The 15871-nt window shown below is 64.8% G+C and carries 13 protein-coding genes and 1 tRNA gene; all 14 read left to right on the top strand.

The annotated features are described in order from the left end of the window. On the top strand, positions 1-78 hold a 78-nt coding region (locus tag TSO5_RS03030; RefSeq protein ID WP_199228834.1), incomplete at its 5' end, for a hypothetical protein. A 192-nt stretch (positions 79-270) separates the two neighbouring features. Then, a tRNA-Trp gene (locus tag TSO5_RS03025) sits at positions 271-346 on the top strand. 72 nt (positions 347-418) lie between these two features. Further along, entirely contained in the window at positions 419-616 is a 198-nt protein-coding gene (gene secE, locus TSO5_RS03020) for a preprotein translocase subunit SecE (protein WP_014246876.1), read from the top strand. A gap of 3 nt (positions 617-619) precedes the next feature. Continuing rightward, on the top strand, positions 620-1150 hold the full coding sequence (gene nusG / locus TSO5_RS03015) for a transcription termination/antitermination protein NusG (protein ID WP_014246877.1): 531 nt from the start codon (positions 620-622) through the stop codon (positions 1148-1150). A gap of 160 nt (positions 1151-1310) precedes the next feature. Beyond that, on the top strand, positions 1311-1745 hold the full coding sequence (gene rplK, locus TSO5_RS03010; RefSeq protein ID WP_109150179.1) for a 50S ribosomal protein L11: 435 nt from the start codon (positions 1311-1313) through the stop codon (positions 1743-1745). Between the two features lie 4 nt (positions 1746-1749). Then, complete coding sequence (gene rplA, locus TSO5_RS03005; protein ID WP_109150178.1) at positions 1750-2463, top strand: 50S ribosomal protein L1; 714 nt, start codon at positions 1750-1752, stop codon at positions 2461-2463. Positions 2464-2768: 305 nt separating this feature from the next. Next, positions 2769-3290, top strand: a complete 522-nt coding sequence (gene rplJ / locus TSO5_RS03000) for a 50S ribosomal protein L10 (protein ID WP_109150177.1) — start codon at positions 2769-2771, stop codon at positions 3288-3290. A gap of 73 nt (positions 3291-3363) precedes the next feature. Beyond that, the gene (rplL, locus tag TSO5_RS02995; RefSeq protein WP_014246882.1) at positions 3364-3741 is read left to right on the top strand and encodes a 50S ribosomal protein L7/L12; all 378 of its coding nucleotides are present in this window, start codon (positions 3364-3366) and stop codon (positions 3739-3741) included. Between the two features lie 248 nt (positions 3742-3989). After that, positions 3990-8183, top strand: coding sequence for a DNA-directed RNA polymerase subunit beta (rpoB, locus tag TSO5_RS02990; RefSeq protein ID WP_109150176.1), 4194 nt, complete (start codon positions 3990-3992; stop codon positions 8181-8183). A 100-nt stretch (positions 8184-8283) separates the two neighbouring features. Then, on the top strand, positions 8284-12456 hold the full coding sequence (rpoC, locus tag TSO5_RS02985; protein ID WP_109150175.1) for a DNA-directed RNA polymerase subunit beta': 4173 nt from the start codon (positions 8284-8286) through the stop codon (positions 12454-12456). Positions 12457-12780: 324 nt separating this feature from the next. Continuing rightward, the gene (rpsL, locus tag TSO5_RS02980; protein WP_012973201.1) at positions 12781-13152 is read left to right on the top strand and encodes a 30S ribosomal protein S12; all 372 of its coding nucleotides are present in this window, start codon (positions 12781-12783) and stop codon (positions 13150-13152) included. A gap of 12 nt (positions 13153-13164) precedes the next feature. Next, complete coding sequence (gene rpsG / locus TSO5_RS02975) at positions 13165-13635, top strand: 30S ribosomal protein S7 (RefSeq protein ID WP_012973202.1); 471 nt, start codon at positions 13165-13167, stop codon at positions 13633-13635. A 27-nt stretch (positions 13636-13662) separates the two neighbouring features. After that, a complete protein-coding gene (gene fusA / locus TSO5_RS02970) occupies positions 13663-15735 on the top strand; it encodes an elongation factor G (RefSeq protein ID WP_109150174.1) in 2073 nt (690 codons plus the stop codon). A gap of 38 nt (positions 15736-15773) precedes the next feature. Further along, positions 15774-15871: GTP-binding protein (locus tag TSO5_RS02965; protein ID WP_146203664.1), on the top strand; the 98-nt coding region annotated here is incomplete at its 3' end.

The raw sequence follows: 15871 nt of genomic DNA, 5'->3' as shown, positions 1-15871 counted from the left end.
GACGAAGGCCTGCGCTTCGCCATCCGCGAAGGCGGCCGCACCGTCGGCGCCGGCGTCGTTGCCAAGATCGTCGAGTGATGTTATAAGCCTGCCTCCCCTGCCAGGCTTCGGTCCGGCGGGGGAGTTTTATCTGGCTGAAGAGTACGGTTGGGCTTCCGGAAAGCCGTTCTAAAAAGTTATTCCGAAAGTCAGGTCGAAAGGACTTGACACCGCCGCCTAAAGAATGCTTTAAGCGGCGTCCCACGCCGAAAGGTGTGGCCGGACGGAGATAGGAGTGTAGCTCAATTGGTAGAGCACCGGTCTCCAAAACCGGGGGTTGGGGGTTCGATCCCCTCCACTCCTGCCATCCCGTCCCAATAACGGTTTAGGGTAAAAGCGGCGCCCTCACAGTCGCTCCGGAGCTCGCACGGTTCGCACGATGGCTAAAGTCAATCCCGCAGAATTCGCGCGCGAGGTCCGCCGCGAGGTAGCCAGGGTCACCTGGCCGACCCGCAAGGAAACCGGCATCACGACCGCCATGGTGTTCGTCATGGTCGTGCTCGCCGCCCTGTTCTTCCTCGTCGTCGATCAGGTGCTGGCGGTTGCCGTTCGCTTGATCCTTGGGCTGGGAGGCTAAGACATGGCAGCGCGCTGGTACGTCGTTCACGTCTATTCGGGTTTCGAGAAAAAGGTCGCCCAGGCCATCCGCGAGAAGGCGGCTCAGAAGGGTCTGGAAGACAAGTTCGAGGAAATCCTGGTCCCGACCGAAGAAGTGGTCGAAGTGCGCCGGGGTTCCAAGATCAACACGGAACGCAAGTTCTTCCCTGGCTATGTCCTCGTCAAGATGGACCTGACCGACGAATCCTGGTCGCTGGTGAAGAACACGCCGAAGGTTACGGACTTCCTGGGCGGTGGCGGCAAGCCGCAGCCGATTTCCCAGCGGGAGGCCGAGCGGATCATCCATCAGGTGCAGGAAGGCTTTGAGCGCCCCAAGCCCTCGATCACCTTCGAGGTGGGCGAGCAGGTGCGAGTGAGCGACGGTCCCTTCACCTCGTTCAATGGCGTCGTCGAGGAAGTCGACGAAGAGAAGTCCCGCCTCAAGGTGGCGGTGTCGATCTTCGGCCGCTCCACGCCGGTCGAACTGGAATACACGCAGGTCGAAAAGATCTAAGCGCAAGGTTCCACAGTTTTTCGTGTCGGAGCTGCCGGTGCTTGCATCGGTGGCTCCATTCTGTTGCGGGAGGCTCGCCATGGCCGAACCGCAAAACCCCGCGACGCCGCGCCGGACCATCCGGTCACAGGCGTGAGGCGTCGTCCCAGGAGGTTGTGAGATGGCGAAGAAAATCGTCGGTTACATCAAGCTGCAGGTTCCGGCCGGCAAGGCGAACCCGTCGCCGCCCATCGGCCCGGCGCTCGGTCAGCGCGGTCTGAACATCATGGAGTTCTGCAAGGCGTTCAACGCCAAGACGGCGGACCTGGAAGTCGGCATGCCGATTCCCGTGGTCATCACCGCCTACGGCGACCGCACCTTCACCTTCGTGACCAAGACCCCGCCGGTCAGCTACTTCCTCAAGAAGGCTTCGGGCAAGGACAAGGGCTCGACGACCCCCGGCAAGGGCGGTTTCGTCGGCCAGGTCACGACCTCGCAGATCCGCGAGATCGCCCAGAAGAAGATGGTCGACCTGAACGCGCACGACGTCGAAGCCGCCGCGACCATGATCGCCGGTTCCGCCCGCTCGATGGGCCTCGAAGTGGTGGAGGGCTGATCCTATGGCGAAGCTGGGCAAGCGTCTGACCGACGCCTACAAGAGCGTCAACCGCGACAACTTCTACTCGCTGGAAGAGGCCGTCACCCTGGTCAAGGGTGCCGCCAAGGCCAAGTTCGACGAGACCATCGAAATCGCGATGAACCTCGGCATCGATCCGCGCCACGCCGACCAGATGGTCCGCGGCGTCGTGAATCTGCCGAACGGCACCGGCAAGACCGTCCGCGTGGCGGTGTTCGCCCGTGGCGCCAAGGTCGATGAGGCTCTGGCCGCCGGCGCCGACGTGGTCGGCGGCGACGATCTCGCCGAACAGATCCTGGCCGGCAACATCAACTTCGACCGCTGCATCGCCTCGCCCGACATGATGGGCGTGGTCGGCAAGCTCGGTAAGGTGCTCGGCCCGCGCGGCCTGATGCCGAACCCGAAGCTGGGCACCGTGACCCCCGACGTCGCCGGCGCCGTGAAGGCCGCCAAGGCCGGCGCGGTGGAGTTCCGTGCGGAGAAGACCGGTATCGTCCACGCCGGCGTCGGCAAGGTCAGCTTCTCGGAAGAGGCGCTGGTCCAGAACATCCGCGCCTTCGTCGATGCCATCACCCGTGCCAAGCCGACCGGCGCCAAGGGCCAGTACCTGCTGAAGGTCTCGCTCTCGTCGACGATGGGCCCGGGCCTGAAGCTCGATCTCACCAGCGTGTCGGCTGCGGCCGGCGCCGCGGCGTAATCGACCGTCTTTCGCCGCCGGTGCCTTCGGGTGCCGGCGACGACCGGGTGGATGATCCAAGGGGGCTTGCCCCGGCGGAACGCCACCCACCCCTGTCCGAGACCGCAGGTGTCCGCCCCTTCTCCGGAAGGTGAGGGCTTAAAATTCACCGGCGCAGACAGGAGTTGAACCCGTTGACCATTCCGGACCCCGTCAAGGCGGGTCCACCGGATCAGGAACGGCTTGAACTTCTGGGACAGGTTCGCCGGACCTCCCGCCCGCAAGGGCAGGGGGTTCATGTAAACCTCTGTGCAAGGAGGCGATCCGTGGATCGTACACAAAAAGAAGCGACGATCGCGGCTCTGCAATCGAAGCTCCAGGACACGGGCCTGGTGGTGGTCACCCACCATCTGGGCCTGACGGTGAAGGAAGTCACCGACCTGCGTGCGAAGGTTCGGGCTGCTGGCGCCAGCTTCAAAGTGACGAAGAACCGGCTCGCCCGTCGTTCCCTTCAGGGGACGCAGTTCGAAGGTCTGGACGGTCTCTTCAAGGGACCGACGGCGATCGCCTACTCGAAGGATCCCGTTGCGGCTGCCAAGGTGGTGGCCGACTACGCGAAGACCAACGAGAAGCTCAAGATCGTCGGCGCCAGCCTCGGCACCCAGATTCTGGACGCGGAGGGGGTCAAGGCCCTCGCCTCGCTCCCGTCGCTGGACGAACTGCGTGGCCGCCTCGTGGGCATGATCCAGACCCCGGCGACCCGTATCGCCGGTGTTCTCCAGGCTCCGGGTGGCCAGGTCGCCCGCGTGCTTGCTGCCTACGCGAAGAAGGACGACGAGGCAGCCTGAGCTGGCCCGCAAGGCCGGCTCGACTCACTCGTTTTTTTCCATCCCCAGAACTCAAGTCGTTTGGAGTAGTAACATGGCTGATCTGCAGAAGCTCGTCGACGATCTGTCGGCCCTGACCGTCCTGGAAGCCGCCGAGCTGTCGAAGCTCCTCGAAGAGAAGTGGGGCGTCTCCGCCGCCGCTCCGGTGGCCGTTGCCGCCGCTGGCCCGGCCGCTGCCGCTGCCGCTCCGGCCGAAGAGCAGACCGAGTTCACGGTGATCCTCGCCGATGCCGGCGACAAGAAGATCAACGTGATTAAGGAAGTCCGTGCGATCACCGGCCTGGGCCTGAAGGAAGCCAAGGACCTGGTCGAGGGCGCTCCGAAGCCGGTCAAGGAAGGCGCCACGAAGGACGAGGCCGCCAAGATCAAGAAGCAGCTTGAAGAGGCCGGCGCCAAGGTCGATATTAAGTAAGACCTTGTTGCGTTACGGATCATACAGTTCCACGCCGGACGGCGGTCGGTTCCCCAGGGAACCTGCCGCCGCACGGCGTTTTCTGCCTTCCGCCGGACCGGGCTTGCCCGGCCCGGCTCTTTCCGTCCCCATCATGGGGATGGCCCGCGCGGGCGCCCTCGGGACCGGTCGACACCAGTCGGCTTGACCCTGCGGTCGGTTGAACGGTCGGTATAACGCGCATCACGTACAGACGTTTGGGGACATCCATGGCCAAATCCTTTACGGGTCGTAAACGTGTTCGGAAGAGCTTCGGGCGCATCCCGGAAGTCACCCAGATGCCCAACCTCATCGAGGTGCAGCGCAGCTCCTACGACCACTTCCTGCAAATGGACATCGCCCCGGAAAAGCGGGCGAACCTGGGCCTGCAGGAAGTGTTCAAGTCGGTCTTCCCGATCAAGGACTTCTCCGACCGCGCGGTGCTGGATTTCGTCAAGTACGAGCTTGAGCAGCCGAAGTACGACGTCGAGGAGTGCCAGCAGCGTGGCATGACCTTCGCCGCCCCGCTGAAGGTGACCCTGCGCCTGTCCGTGTTCGACGTCGAGGAGGATACCGGCCTCCGTTCGATCCGCGACATCAAGGAGCAGGACGTCTACATGGGCGACATGCCCCTGATGACGGCCAACGGCACCTTCGTCATCAACGGCACCGAACGCGTCATCGTCTCGCAGATGCACCGCTCGCCGGGCGTCTTCTTCGACCATGACAAGGGCAAGACCCACGCGTCGGGCAAGTATCTGTTCGCCGCCCGCGTCATTCCCTATCGCGGTTCCTGGCTCGACTTCGAGTTCGACGCCAAGGATCTCGTCTACGTCCGCATCGACCGCCGCCGCAAGCTGCCGGCCACCACGCTGCTGTTCGCTCTGGACGGCGCGGAGACCGAGGCGCTGCGCGCCGAGCGCAAGGCCAACCGCAAGGACCTGCTGCCCTACGAGGCGCAGGGCATGGCCAAGGAAGAGATCCTCAACTACTTCTACGACACCATCACCTACACGCGCTCGGCCGGCGGTTGGAAGACCCCGTTCAGCGCCGAGCGGATGAAGGGCGTCAAGCTGATTTCGGACCTCGTGGACGCCTCCACCGGCGCCATCGTCGCCGAGGCCGGCACCAAGATGACCCCGCGCGTCATCAAGAAGCTGGTCGAAGCCGGCCTGACCGAGCAGCAGGTCTCCACCGAGGAGCTGACCGGCCGCTACCTCGCCGTCGACATCATCAACGAGCGCACGGGCGAAGTCCTGTTCGAAGCCGGTGACGAGCTGTCGGCGAGCGACCTCGACAAGCTGGAGAAGACCGGCGTCGACGAGCTGCCGGTGCTGGCGATCGACCATCTGAACGTCGGCGCCTACATCCGCAACACCATGAATGCGGACCGCAATGCCAGCCGCGAAGATGCCCTGATCGACATCTACCGCGTCATGCGTCCGGGCGAGCCGCCGACCCTGGAATCGGCCGAGGCGCTGTTCTCGGGCCTGTTCTTCGACAGCGAGCGCTACGACCTGTCGGCCGTGGGCCGCGTGAAGATGAACGCGCGCCTGAACTTCCAGACCGACGACCAGATGCGCGTTCTCCGCAAGGAGGACATCCTGGAGATCCTGAAGGTTCTGGTGAACCTGAAGGACGGCCGCGGCGAAATCGACGACATCGACCATCTCGGCAACCGCCGCGTCCGCTCGGTCGGCGAGCTGATGGAGAACCAGTACCGCGTCGGCCTGCTGCGCATGGAACGTGCGATCCGCGAGCGTATGAGCTCGGTCGAGATCGACACGGTGATGCCGCACGACCTGATCAACGCGAAGCCGGCGGCCGCCGCCGTGCGCGAGTTCTTCGGCTCGTCGCAGCTGTCGCAGTTCATGGACCAGACCAACCCGCTGTCCGAGATCACGCACAAGCGTCGTCTCTCGGCTCTCGGCCCGGGCGGTCTGACCCGCGAGCGCGCCGGCTTCGAGGTGCGCGACGTGCACCCGACGCACTATGGCCGCATCTGCCCGATTGAGACGCCGGAAGGTCCGAACATCGGTCTGATCAACTCGCTGGCGACCTACGCCCGCGTGAACCAGTACGGCTTCATCGAGAGCCCCTACCGCAAGGTCATCGACGGCAAGGTCACCAACGAGGTGGTCTATCTGTCGGCGATGGAGGAGGGCCGCTACGTCGTCGCCCAGGCGAACGCCGAGTTGAACCCCGACAACAGCTTCGCCGCCGATCTGGTGTCCTGCCGCCAGGGCGGTGAATACCTGATGTTCCGGCCCGAGGCGATCGACCTGATCGACGTGTCGCCGAAGCAGCTGGTGTCCGTCGCCGCGGCGCTGATCCCGTTCCTGGAGAACGACGACGCCAACCGCGCGCTGATGGGCTCGAACATGCAGCGTCAGGCGGTGCCGTTGGTGAAGGCCGACGCGCCGCTGGTCGGCACCGGCATGGAGGCGACCGTCGCCCGCGACAGCGGCGTGACCATCGTCGCCAAGCGTTCCGGCATCGTCGACCAGGTTGACGCCACCCGCATCGTCGTCCGCGCCACCGACAGCTCGGACAGCACGGCGCCGGGCGTCGACATCTACAACCTGCTGAAGTTCCAGCGTTCCAACCAGAACACCTGCATCACCCAGCGTCCGCTGGTGAAGGTGGGCGACCGGGTGAACGCTGGCGACATCGTGGCCGACGGTCCGTCGACCGACCTGGGTGAGCTGGCGCTCGGCCGGAACGTGCTCGTCGCGTTCATGCCGTGGAACGGCTACAACTTCGAGGACTCGATCCTCATCAACGAGCGCATCGTCAAGGACGACGTCTTCACCTCGATCCACATCGAGGAGTTCGAGGTCATGGCCCGCGACACCAAGCTGGGCCAGGAGGAAATCACCCGCGACATTCCGAACGTGGGTGAGGAAGCTCTGAAGAACCTCGACGAGGCCGGCATCGTCTACATCGGCGCCGAAGTCCGTCCGGGCGATATTCTGGTCGGCAAGGTGACGCCGAAGGGCGAAAGCCCGATGACGCCGGAAGAGAAGCTGCTGCGCGCCATCTTCGGCGAGAAGGCTTCGGATGTCCGCGACACCTCGCTGCGCCTGCCGCCGGGCGTCGTCGGCACCATCGTCGAGGTCCGTGTGTTCAGCCGCCGCGGTGTCGACAAGGACGAGCGCGCACTCGCCATCGAACGCGCCGAGATCGAGAAGCTGGCCAAGGACCGCGACGACGAGCGCGGCATTCTGGAGCGCAGCTTCTACACCCGCCTGAAGGAAGTGCTGCTCGGCCAGACCGCGCAGTCCGGCCCGAAGGGCATGAAGGGTGGCACGGTCCTGACCGAGGAGGTTCTGGCCGGCCTGTCGAAGGGCCTGTGGCGCCAGATCGCCATCGCCGACGAGCAGGTGATGGAGACCGTCGAGAACCTGGCCAAGGTGTTCGACGACTCGATCAAGGCCCTGCAGGACCGCTTCGAGAACAAGGTCGACAAGCTGCAGCGCGGTGACGAGCTGCCGCCGGGCGTCATGAAGATGGTCAAGGTCTTCGTCGCGGTGAAGCGCAAGCTGCAGCCGGGCGACAAGATGGCCGGCCGTCACGGCAACAAGGGTGTCGTCTCGCGCATCATCCCGCAGGAGGACATGCCGTACCTTGAGGACGGCACCCCGGTCGATCTGGTGCTGAACCCGCTGGGCGTGCCGTCGCGCATGAACGTCGGTCAGATCCTGGAAACCCACCTCGGTTGGGCGGCCTCGGGTCTCGGCAAGCAGATCGGCCGCGCGGTCGACCAGTACCGTCTGGCGATCCGCCAGAAGGCGGAAGGCGCTCCCCAGCTGGAGGCCCTGCGCAGCACGCTGAAGTCGGCGTACGGCGAGGTGACCTACAACGAGGACATCGCCGACATGACCGACGGCGAGCTGCTGGAGCTGGGCGGCAACCTGCGCAAGGGCGTGCCCTTCGCGACGCCGGTCTTCGACGGCGCCCGCGAGGAGGACATCTGCGTCCATCTGGAGCGTGCCGGTTTCGACCGGTCGGGCCAGTCGACGCTGGTGGACGGCCGGACCGGCGAAACCTTCGACCGCAAGGTCACCGTCGGCTACATCTACATGCTGAAGCTGCACCATTTGGTGGACGACAAGATCCACGCCCGGTCGATCGGCCCCTACTCGCTGGTCACGCAGCAGCCGCTGGGCGGTAAGGCCCAGTTCGGCGGTCAGCGCTTCGGTGAGATGGAGGTCTGGGCGCTGGAAGCCTACGGCGCCGCCTACACGCTGCAGGAAATGCTGACGGTGAAGTCGGACGACGTGTCCGGCCGCACCAAGGTCTACGAGGCCATCGTCCGCGGCGACGACAACTTCGAGGCCGGCATTCCGGAGTCGTTCAACGTGCTGGTCAAGGAGCTGCGCTCGCTCGGCCTTAACGTCGAACTGAACCAGCGGTCCTACTGAGCCGATTTGACGTGACCAAACCCCGGAACGGTGCGAGCACCGCTCCGGGGTCATGCACTGCCCTTAACCGACAACGCGGCGATGCCAGCGGGAGACGGTCATGAATGAGTTGATGAACATTTTCGGCCAGGTCCAGGGGCCGCAGAGCTTCGATCAGATCCGCATCCAGATCGCGAGCCCCGAGCGGATCCGGTCCTGGTCCTACGGCGAGATCAAGAAGCCGGAAACCATCAACTACCGCACCTTCAAGCCGGAGCGCGACGGCCTGTTCTGCGCCCGCATCTTCGGCCCGATCAAGGACTACGAGTGCTTGTGCGGCAAGTACAAGCGCATGAAGTATCGCGGCATCATCTGCGAGAAGTGCGGCGTCGAGGTTACGCTGTCGAAGGTCCGGCGCGAGCGCATGGGCCATATCGAACTGGCGTCTCCCGTCGCGCACATCTGGTTCCTGAAGTCGCTGCCGAGCCGCATCGGTCTGCTGCTCGACATGACGCTCAAGGATCTGGAGCGCATCCTCTATTTCGAAAACTACGTCGTCATCGAGCCGGGCCTCACCCCGCTGAAGCTGCATTCGCTGCTGAACGAGGAAGAGTACCTGAACGCCCAGGACGAGTACGGCGAGGACGCCTTCACCGCGTCGATCGGTGCCGAAGCGCTGCGCATCATGCTGTCCGCGCTCGACCTCGACGAGGAGAAGAAGCGCTGCCGTGAGGATCTGCGCGACACCAACTCCGAAGCCAAGCGCAAGAAGCTGGTCAAGCGCCTGAAGCTGATCGACGCCTTCCTGGCCTCGCAGTCGCGTCCGGAGTGGATGATCCTGGAAGTCATTCCGGTGATCCCGCCCGAACTGCGTCCGCTGGTCCCGCTGGACGGCGGCCGCTTCGCCACGTCCGACCTGAACGACCTGTACCGCCGCGTCATCAACCGCAACAACCGTCTGAAGCGGCTGATCGAGCTGAAGGCGCCGGACATCATCGTCCGCAACGAGAAGCGCATGCTGCAGGAGGCCGTCGACGCTCTGTTCGACAACGGCCGCCGTGGTCGCGTCATCACCGGCGCCAACAAGCGTCCGCTGAAGTCGCTGTCCGACATGCTGAAGGGCAAGCAGGGCCGCTTCCGTCAGAACCTGCTCGGCAAGCGCGTCGACTACTCGGGCCGTTCGGTCATCGTCGTCGGTCCGGAGCTGAAGCTGCACCAGTGCGGCCTGCCGAAGAAGATGGCGCTGGAGCTGTTCAAGCCCTTCATCTACGCCAAGCTGGAGCTGTACGGCCTCGCCTCCACCATCAAAGCCGCTAAGCGGATGGTGGAAAAGGAACGTCCCGAGGTGTGGGACATCCTGGAAGAGGTCATCCGCGAGCATCCGGTGATGCTGAACCGGGCGCCGACGCTGCACCGTCTCGGCATCCAGGCGTTCGAGCCGACGCTGATCGAAGGCAAGGCGATCCAGCTGCACCCGCTGGTCTGCACCGCCTTCAACGCCGACTTCGACGGCGACCAGATGGCCGTGCACGTGCCCCTGAGCCTCGAGGCCCAGCTGGAAGCGCGCGTCCTGATGATGTCGACCAACAACATCCTGTCGCCCGCCAACGGCAAGCCGATCATCGTCCCGTCGCAGGACATCGTGCTCGGCATCTACTACATCTCCATGGACCGCCCGAGCGAGAAGGGCGAGGGCATGGTGTTCGCCAATGTCTCGGAAATCGAGCAGGCGCTGAACGCCAAGGTCCTGTCGATCCATGCGAAGATCAAGGCGCGCTACGTCGGCGTTGACGACGAGGGCAACGAGCTGATCAGCATCGTCGAGACGACGCCGGGCCGCATGCTCCTGTCGGAGTTGCTGCCGCGTCACCCGAAGGTGCCCTTCTCGCTGATCAACCGCGTTCTGACCAAGAAGGACGTCGGCAACGTCATCGACGCCGTCTACCGCCATTGCGGTCAGAAGGAGACGGTGATCTTCGCCGATCGCCTGATGAAGCTCGGCTTCGGTCACGCCTGCCGCGCCGGCATTTCCTTCGGCAAGGACGACATGGTCATCCCCGCCGCCAAGGAGAAGCTGGTCAACGAGTCGAAGGAGCGGGTGAAGGAGTTCGAGCAGCAGTATCTCGACGGCCTGATCACGCAGGGCGAGAAGTACAACAAGGTCGTCGACGTCTGGTCGGAATGCACCGAAAAGGTCGCCTCCGAGATGATGAAGGCGATCTCGACCACCGAAGCCGGCAAGCCGGTCAACTCGGTGTACATGATGGCTCACTCCGGTGCGCGTGGTTCCGCCGCGCAGATCCGTCAGCTGGCCGGCATGCGCGGCCTGATGGCCAAGCCGTCGGGCGAGATCATCGAGACGCCGATCATCTCGAACTTCAAGGAAGGCCTGACCGTGCTGGAGTACTTCAACTCCACCCACGGCGCCCGCAAGGGTCTGGCCGACACCGCCTTGAAGACGGCGAACTCCGGTTACCTGACCCGTCGTCTGGTCGACGTGGCGCAGGACGCCATCATCGTCGAGCATGATTGCGGCACCGAGCGCGGCATCACCGTGAAGGCGGTGATCGACGGCGGTGAAGTCATCAGCCCGCTGGGCGATCGCATCCTCGGCCGCACCGTGGTCGGCGCCGTGATCGACCCGCTGAACGGCGAGCTGATCGTCGAGGACGGCGGCCTGATCGACGAGCCGACGGTCGACCGCATCGAGCGGTCGGGCATCGACTCGGTCAAGATTCGCTCGGTCCTGACCTGCGAGACCCGCGACGGCGTCTGCGCCAAGTGCTACGGCCGTGATCTGGCCCGCGGCACGCTGGTCAACACCGGCGAGGCGGTCGGCGTCATCGCGGCTCAGTCGATCGGCGAGCCGGGCACCCAGCTGACGATGCGTACCTTCCACATCGGTGGTGCGGCGCAGCGCGGTGCGGAGCAGAGCCAGATCGAGGCGGCGTTCGACGCGACGGTGCGGATCAACAACCGCAACGTCGTCATGAACTCCTCGGGCATCCCGGTCGTCATGGGCCGCAGCACCGAAGTGATCCTGCTCGACGAGCAGGGCCGCGAGCGGGCGCGTCACCGCGTGCCGTATGGTGCCAAGCTGCTGGCGGACGAGGGTGTGAAGGTCGAGCGCGGCGCCAAGCTGGCCGAGTGGGACCCCTACACCCTGCCGATCATCACCGAGCGTGCCGGTACCGCCCGCTACATCGACCTCGTGGAAGGCATCTCCATGCGCGAGGTGATGGACGAGGCGACGGGCATCAGCTCCAAGGTGGTGGTCGACTGGCGCCAGCAGCCGCGCGGTGCCGATCTGAAGCCGCGCATCGCGCTGGTGGACGAGCGGGGCGAGCTGATCACCCTGCCGAACGGACTGGAAGCCCGCTACTTCATGTCGGTGGACGCCATCCTGTCGGTGGAGAACGGTGCAGAGGTCCGGGCCGGCGACGTGCTGGCGCGTATCCCGCGCGAGTCGTCCAAGACCCGTGACATCACCGGTGGTCTGCCGCGCGTGGCCGAGCTGTTCGAGGCGCGTCGTCCGAAGGACTTCGCCATCATCTCGGAGATGAGCGGCCGCGTCGAATTCGGTAAGGACTACAAGACCAAGCGCCGCATCGTCGTCCGCAACGACGAGAGCGGTGACGAGAAGGAGTATCTGATCCCGAAGGGCAAGCACATCTCCGTGCAGGAGGGTGACTATGTCGAACGCGGCGATCTGCTGATGGACGGCAACCCGGTGCCGCACGACATCCTGGCGGTGATGGGTGTGGAGGCTTTGGCCGACTACCTGATCAACGAAATCCAGGACGTCTATCGACTGCAGGGCGTGAAGATCAACGACAAGCACATCGAGGTGATCGTTCGCCAGATGCTGCAGAAGGTCGAGATCACCGACGCCGGCGAGACCACCTTCCTGGTGGGCGAGCAGGTCGACCGTCAGGAGTTCGACGAAGAGAACGAGAAGACGGTTGCCGAGGGGCTGCAGCCGGCCCACGGTCACCCGGTTCTCCAGGGCATCACCAAGGCCAGCCTGCAGACGCGCTCCTTCATCTCGGCCGCGTCGTTCCAGGAAACCACCCGCGTCCTCACGGAAGCGGCCGTCGGCGGCAAGGTCGACAACCTGGAGGGCCTGAAGGAGAACGTCATCGTCGGCCGTCTGATCCCGGCCGGCACTGGCTCCGTGGTGAACCGCCTGAAGCTGATCGCCGCCGAGCGTGACCGCGAAGCGGCCCTGGAGGCCGGCGCTCCGGAGGAAACTCCGGCGCTGCCGACCCCGGGCGAGGAAAGCTCCGCGGCCTGATCCGTCGGGCCGACCGAGTAGGGATGGGGGCGCGTTCCGCAAGGGACGCGCCCTTTTTCTTTCGGCGCTGCCGGTCGTCACGAGGTGCGTTCCGAAGGCGCAAGACCGTCCTTGACTCTCTGTTGGCCTTTCCCTAAAGTCCGCGAACTTCAAAGGACACCGGGGCTCTCCGTGTGTCCGCTTGAATCCACCGATCCCGCCGATCGGAGTCCTCCGATCGGCTTTCGCTCATTCAGCCCGCTCGGAACGGCAACGTTTCGCAGGCGGGCTTTTGCTTCGTCCGGCTCGTCCGGCCGAGTGATCTTGAAGGGATGAAGGGCAGATATGCCGACGATCAACCAGTTGATCCGTAAGCCGCGCGAGCCGTTGGCCGCGCGCAACAAGGTTCCCGCGATGGAGGCTTGCCCGCAGAAGCGTGGCGTCTGCACTCGCGTTTACACCACCACCCCGAAGAAGCCGAACTCGGCGCTCCGTAAGGTTGCCCGCGTTCGTCTGACGAACGGCTTCGAGGTGACGAGCTACATCCCTGGTGAGGGCCACAACCTCCAGGAACACTCGGTGGTCATGATCCGCGGCGGTCGTGTGAAGGATCTTCCCGGCGTTCGCTATCACATCATTCGCGGCACGCTGGATACCCAGGGCGTCAAGGATCGTAAGCAGCGCCGTTCGAAGTACGGCGCGAAGCGTCCGAAGTAAGGAGAACTCACGATGTCCCGTCGTCATCGCGCCGAGAAGCGTGAAGTCCTGCCGGACGCCAAGTACGGCGACCGCGTCCTGACGAAGTTCATGAACTGCCTGATGCTGGACGGCAAGAAGTCGGCCGCCGAAGGCATCGTCTACGGTGCGCTGGGTCGTATCGAGGTCAAGACCAAGAACGACCCCGTTCAGGTCTTCCACGACGCCCTCGCCAACGTGAAGCCGCACCTGGAAGTCCGCAGCCGCCGCGTCGGTGGTGCGACCTATCAGGTTCCGGTCGAGGTCCGTTCGGACCGCGCCCAGGCTCTCGCCATCCGTTGGCTGATCAGCGCCGCCCGCGCCCGCTCGGAAAACACCATGACCGAGCGTCTGTCGGGTGAGTTGCTCGATGCTGCCAGCCAGCGCGGCACCGCCGTGAAGAAGCGCGAAGATACGCACCGCATGGCGGAAGCCAACAAGGCGTTCTCGCACTACCGCTGGTAAGGTTCACGCCTGTCCTGGTGATTTTGCATGCCCCGTTCGCACGCCCTCGACCGTTACCGCAACATCGGCATCATGGCTCACATCGATGCCGGCAAGACGACGACGACCGAGCGCATCCTGTTCTATACCGGCAAGTCCTATCGCATGGGCGAGGTCAATGACGGCACTGCCGTCATGGATTGGATGGAGCAGGAGCAGGAACGGGGCATCACCATCACCTCGGCGGCCACGACCTGTTTCTGGCGCGACCACCGCATCAACATCATCGACACGCCCGGCCACGTGGATTTCACCATCGAGGTCGAGCGGTCCTTGCGTGTCCTGGATGGCGCCGTTGCCATCTTCGACGCGGTTGCGGGTGTCGAGCCCCAGACCGAGACCGTGTGGCGGCAGGCCGACAAGTACGGCGTGCCGCGCATGGCCTTCGTCAATAAGATGGACCGCGTCGGCGCCGATTTCGACCGCTGTGTCGCCATGATGGCCGACCGGCTGGGCGTCAAGCCGCTGGTCCTGCAGCTTCCCATCGGCGTTGAGGCCGGCTTCTCCGGCGTCGTCGATCTGGTCGCGATGCGCGCCACGATCTGGAAGGCCGAGACGCTCGGCGCCGAGTTTGAACATACCGACATTCCCGAGACTCTGGCCGGACCGGCCGCAAGCGCCCGTCAGGCGCTGCTGGAGGCCGTGCTCGATCTCGATGAGGCGGCAATGGCCGCCTACCTGGAGCGCGGCGAGGAGCCTGCGCCCGATGCCGTGCGCGCGCTGATCCGCAAGGGCACGATCTCCAATGCCGTTGTCCCGGTGCTCTGCGGATCGGCCTTCCGTAACAAGGGCATCCAACCGATGCTCGACGCGGTGGTCCACTATCTGCCGGCGCCGAACGACATCGGTGCGGTGACGGGCCATGCCGTCGGCGGCGACCGGTCGGAGGAACGCGCGGCCAACGACAGCGCGCCGTTCTCGGGCCTCGCCTTCAAGGTGATGAACGACCCCTATGTCGGAACGCTCACCTTCTGCCGCATTTATTCCGGCACCGCGAGCGTCGGTGATTCGCTGCTCAACCCGGTGAAGGGTGAGCGCGAGAAGATCGGCCGCATGCTGTTGATGCACGCAAACAGCCGCGAAGACATCGAGCACGCCCATACCGGCGACATCGTGGCTTTCGCCGGACTGGAGCACACCGCGACCGGCGATACCCTCTGCGATCCCGGCAAGCCCATCGTGCTGGAACGCCTGGACGTCCCGGAGCCGGTGATCGAGATCGTGGTGGAGCCACGCACCGACGCAGACCACGAGAAGATGGCGGCGGCGCTGAACCGCCTCGGCCACGAGGATCCCTCGCTGCAGGTCTCGGTGGATCGCGAGAGCGGTCAAACGGTGATCCGCGGCATGGGCGAACTGCATCTCGACATCATCGTCGACCGCATGAAGCGCGAGTTCCGCGTCGATGCCGCCGTTGGTGCGCCGAAAGTCGCCTACCGCGAGACCGTGCTGCGCTCGGCGGAGATCGACCATGTCCATGCCCGCCAGACCGGCGACCGCGCCCAATTCGCGCGTGTGACCTTGAAGCTGGAGGCGCTGGACCGTGGCGCCGGCTTCGTGTTCGAGAACCGTGCCGCCGGGTTGCCTCGCGAGTTCGTCGCCGGTGTGCAGAAGGGGCTGGAGGCCGCGAAGGACGCCGGCGTCGTCGCCGGTTACCCGGTGGTCGACGTCAAGGTGACCTTGACCGGCGGCGAGGCGCACGACGTCGACTCCTCGCCGCTTGCCTTCGAACTGGCGGCGCGGACCGCCTTCCGCGAGGCCATGACAAAAGCCGCTCCGGCGCTGTTGGAACCGCTGATGCGGGTCGAAATCATCACGCCGGACGACTATATGGGCGACGTCATCGGCGATCTGAACGGTCGCCGCGGACAGATCACCGGCATGGACCAGCGCGGGAACGCGCGAATCGTCACGGGACTGGTTCCCTTGGCGGCCATGTTCGGCTATGTGAACTCCCTGCGCTCCATGAGTCAGGGCCGCGCGCAGTACAGCATGCAGTTCGACCATTATGAGCCGGTGCCACAGGCCATCGCGGACGGCGTCCGCGCCAAGGTGGCCTGAAGACCGCTGGAACGATTGAGAAACGGAGAGACCACCCCATGGCGAAGGCAAAGTTCGAGCGGAACAAGCCGCACTGCAACGTTGGCACGATCGGCCACGTCGACCACGGCAAGACGTCGCTGACGGCGGCGATCAC

Origin of the sequence: Azospirillum sp. TSO5 (assembly GCF_003116065.1) — a bacterium.
In the GTDB taxonomy this organism is placed as follows: Bacteria; Pseudomonadota; Alphaproteobacteria; order Azospirillales; family Azospirillaceae; genus Azospirillum.
This window is presented reverse-complemented; position numbering and strand designations above follow the sequence as displayed.